At 50.3% G+C, this 3,858-nt stretch carries 4 protein-coding genes; 2 read left to right on the top strand and 2 right to left on the bottom strand.

Annotation, left to right across the window (positions count from 1 at the left end; all coding sequences use genetic code 11):
• Positions 1–215, bottom strand: a 215-nt coding sequence (locus ABYW01_RS16250) for a hypothetical protein (RefSeq protein WP_372834681.1), incomplete at its 3' end; no start/stop codon positions are given.
• 211 nt (positions 216–426) lie between these two features.
• Between ABYW01_RS16250 and ABYW01_RS16245 the strand changes: the two genes are divergently transcribed.
• Positions 427–2,064, top strand: a complete 1,638-nt coding sequence (locus tag ABYW01_RS16245) for a BatD family protein (protein ID WP_372834679.1) — start codon at positions 427–429, stop codon at positions 2,062–2,064.
• Here ABYW01_RS16245 and ABYW01_RS16240 read toward each other — a convergent pair.
• The gene (locus ABYW01_RS16240) at positions 2,061–2,951 is read right to left on the bottom strand and encodes a TIGR01777 family oxidoreductase (protein ID WP_372834677.1); all 891 of its coding nucleotides are present in this window, start codon (positions 2,949–2,951) and stop codon (positions 2,061–2,063) included. The genes ABYW01_RS16245 and ABYW01_RS16240 overlap by 4 nt on opposite strands.
• A gap of 83 nt (positions 2,952–3,034) precedes the next feature.
• Here ABYW01_RS16240 and ABYW01_RS16235 point away from each other — a divergent pair, with 83 nt between their 5' ends.
• Positions 3,035–3,646: a riboflavin synthase subunit alpha gene (locus tag ABYW01_RS16235; protein ID WP_372834674.1), complete on the top strand. Its 612-nt coding sequence runs from the start codon at positions 3,035–3,037 to the stop codon at positions 3,644–3,646.
• Positions 3,647–3,858 lie beyond the last annotated feature (212 nt).

Below are 3,858 nucleotides of genomic sequence, written 5' to 3'. Positions count from 1 at the left end.
GGTTTACGCTGTTGCAGAAACTGCCAGCAGGCTACCGTTGATCCATAGAGATCATCCAGACGCCATTCACAGAAATCCACAGGTGACGCTGAAGCATAATAGAAACGAATAAAACCGTTTAACTCACGGGCCCGCTCCTCAGGCAGCCGACTGTTAATCTCTTCGCTCAGTTGAAAAAGTAGTTGGGCCTTACTCTCAGCATCATAACGCGGCATATCCATTCCATCCTTGCAGTAGCCAGTTCAACGAGTCATCATCTGTCTCATAAAATATAAGCCTGACTTAACGCATATAGCCAGCAAGCACTGTTATATTTCTACGCTTTTACAGCGCGTCGGACCACAGCAACAATCCGGATTGATAAGCACCTTCGCTTTACCCATAATAGTCGGGTCCTGATTTGAAGCCCGTTGGAACGCTCTATATATGCGAAAGTTGTTACTGTTATGCTCACTGATGAGCCTGCCCCTACAGGCAGCGGTCAATGCTCAGGTGAACGTACAGACCCTGACTCTGGGGGAAACCCTGCAACTGACCATCGAGGCCGACCAAAAGGTTCGACAGAATCCTGATCTGTCTGCATTGAGTGCTCAGTTTCGCATCGTTGGCTCCAAACAGATGACAATCTCCAGTTACACCGGCGGTGAGCCCCGTTTCACGACCCGTTGGCGCGTTATACTACGCCCCCTAAAGCAGGGAGCAATCTCGATCCCGGCCATCCGTGTGGGTGATGAAAGATCACTACCCATCTCTTTAATGGTGCTCGCCAACGAACGCAGTTCCAATCCGCTCTTGTCACGTCAGCTGATACTGGAAACCGAACTGGATACCAATGAAATCTATCTGCACAGCCAGTCCATTCTGACAGTAAAGCTGTTCCATAAGCAGCCTTTGCCTGAAGAAGCGCGACTTTCCCACCCTGTTACGACGGATGCTGTCATCAAGCCGTTGGGTGAAGACCGACGTTTTAGCACCCGTGTTCGTGGTCAAAACTATCAGGTTTTAGAACGTCGCTATGGTATCTATCCACAGCAAACCGGCCTGATTCGTCTGGAGCCGATCACCTATAATGACGGCAAACCCCGCAGTCTGGACCAACCGCTGCAAAAAAATGCCACTGAGATCGCGGTCTTACCTCAAGCTCACCAAAAAAGGCCCGGCTACTGGCTGCCAACAACTCAGGTCCTGTTTGAAGATAACCTGCAACCTCGTAATAGCACCTCAATGGGACAGCCCATTAAGCGCACACTGACGCTAGAAGCCCACGGCATCATCGCATCCGAACTGCCCGCTCTCAGTCCGCTTAAAAACGAGCTGGCCGATATTCAGCTGGATAACGTCATTCTTGAAGAGCAGATGACCGAGAAGGGCATCATCAGCACACGCTCTGAAGAACTGACTATCACCCCCTATGAACGCGGTGAGATCACCCTGCAGGAGATACGTATCCCATGGTGGGATGTCAGCCAGGATCGGGAAAAGGAAGTTGCTCTGGCACCGCGCTTAATCAACGTCTCAGCCGCCAGCAACACAGACATTCTCAGCAGTGACAGCGTTGTTCACACTGATGCCGTCACAGCAACAGGCACCGCAGAAATGGCAGAGGATACGCCAGATTCAGCAAGCCAGAGCACGTTTCTCATTTGGATACTGACCGCCTTGGCTGTGATATCCAGCCTTGGCTGGCTATATTCTTTCCATCGTATTCGCAACAGCAAAGAAAAAGCCCCCGAATTCACGCCGCTGGAAAACAGCGTTGAAGATATCGAACACTACGATCTGGCTGAAGCCAGCAGCTTTGGTGAGTTGACTCAGGCTTGCGACCAGAACCATTGCGCAGCTAGCCAGATACTTCTGCTGGAATGGGCTCAGCACTCATGGCCGGACGATGAAATCTACAACAATGAAGATGTCGCCCGTGCCTCAGGCAGCCAAACGCTGCAGTTGTTACTGATGGATATGGAACATCACCTCAACCATGATGAAGAGCATCTTTGGAAAGGAGACCTGCTGATCGAGGCACTGGATAAGATCCGTGAACGCAAGCTCTACGGCAGCTATTAAAATATAGCTGCCAGAGCATCATCCAGTTCAGGATACTTAAACTCGAAACCCGCCTGCATCAAACGTTGTGGATAAACGCGTTGCCCTTCCAGCAGCAACTCAGCGCCTTCTCCCAACATCAGCTCAACAACCAACGGTGGCAAGGGTAGTTTTGCCGGACGTTTCAATGCCTGTCCTAAGGCCTCAGCGAAACATCTGTTCTGACTCGCCTCAGGTGCTGTCAGGTTAAAAGCCCCCTGCAAGGTCTGATGCCGCAGCAAAAAGTCGATGGCTCTCAGCTCATCCTGCAGATGAATCCAGGACATCCACTGTTTGCCGGTGCCAATTGGCCCACCTAATCCCATACGAAACGCCGGCAGCATTTTTTTTAATGCCCCGCCTTTGCCGAGCACAATGCCTGTGCGTAACAGACAGACTCGCACACCTAACTCGCCCGCGCGCAACGCTTCTTCTTCCCAATCAGCACACAGAGAATGGGTAAACCCCTGACGGACAGCACTGGCCTCGACCAGAAGATCATCACTTGTATGAGTGCCGTAATATCCGATGGCCGAACCGCTAATAAACACACTGGGTTTATTTTCCGACATCGCCATCCAATCCACTAACGCGTGCGTCATCGTCAGCCTGCTGTACCGCAGCAACTGTTTACGTTTTTCACTCCAACGGCGATCCGCAATGGGTTCACCACAGAGATTGATTACCGCATCGAACTTTTCACCATCAACCTCCATCAGCGAGGTGACGGCCCGGACAGAATCTCCAAATAGCTTTTGCGCTTTTTTCGGATTACGGGTGATGCAGGTAAAGTTCAAACCGTGTGGTTGACGCCATTTGATAAATGCCTGACCAATGAAACCGGTCCCCCCGGTAATAAGCACGTTCATCGCACACTCCCTTGAATCGCGTTAACCTGATACGCTTACGTTAGATTTTAGTCGTCAGATCTGTAGTTTGAGAGAAATAAAATATGTTTACTGGCATTGTTCAGGGTAAGGCCACCATCCGATCCATCGAAAAGCAGGATCAATTCATGCGTTTACAGCTGGAACTGCCGCCAGAGCACGCAAACAACCTACAGCTGGGGGCCAGCATTGCGATCAATGGCACGTGCCTGACCGTCACAGCCTTTAACGACAATCTGGTCAGCTTTGACCTGATTATGGAAACACTGAAGGTCACCAACCTCGGCCAGCTGTCTGTTGGCGATCAGGTTAACTTTGAGCGCGCGGCGCGTTTTGGTGATGAGATTGGGGGGCACCTGCTCTCAGGTCATATCCACGATCAAGTCTCCATATGTAAGATCGAGCGCCCGGAAAATAACTGCATCCTCTGGTTTGAAGCCAGCGAACAATGGCTGAAGTATATTTTGCCAAAAGGGTTTGTTGCACTAAATGGCTGTAGCCTGACGATTGGCGAAGTAAAGGATCAGCGTTTTAATGTCTACCTGATTCCGGAAACGCTCTCTCTTACGGTCTTCGGAAACGCCCAGGTCGGTGACTTGGTTAATCTGGAAGTAGACCCTCATACTCAGGCGGTTGTCGAAACCGTTGAGCGCTATATGCAACAGCATACGCATTAAACCACACGCGAATACACGATAGTCCTAGAGACAATCTCGAGTCACAAACTCTTAACCACGGTTTGTTATAGCGTCAAGATTATTTGAAAATTTCTGTATAATTAAAGTTGCGACTTGATCTTAATGGCGTATACTGATTTGGCTTGAAATTTCGGCAGTGTTCGTGTGCCCGACTACGATGTACCCACTGGAATACCTCGTCAGAGCCTCAT

Source organism: Pontibacterium sp., from assembly GCF_041587635.1.
In the GTDB taxonomy this organism is placed as follows: domain Bacteria; phylum Pseudomonadota; class Gammaproteobacteria; order Pseudomonadales; family Balneatricaceae; genus Pontibacterium.
This window is presented reverse-complemented; position numbering and strand designations above follow the sequence as displayed.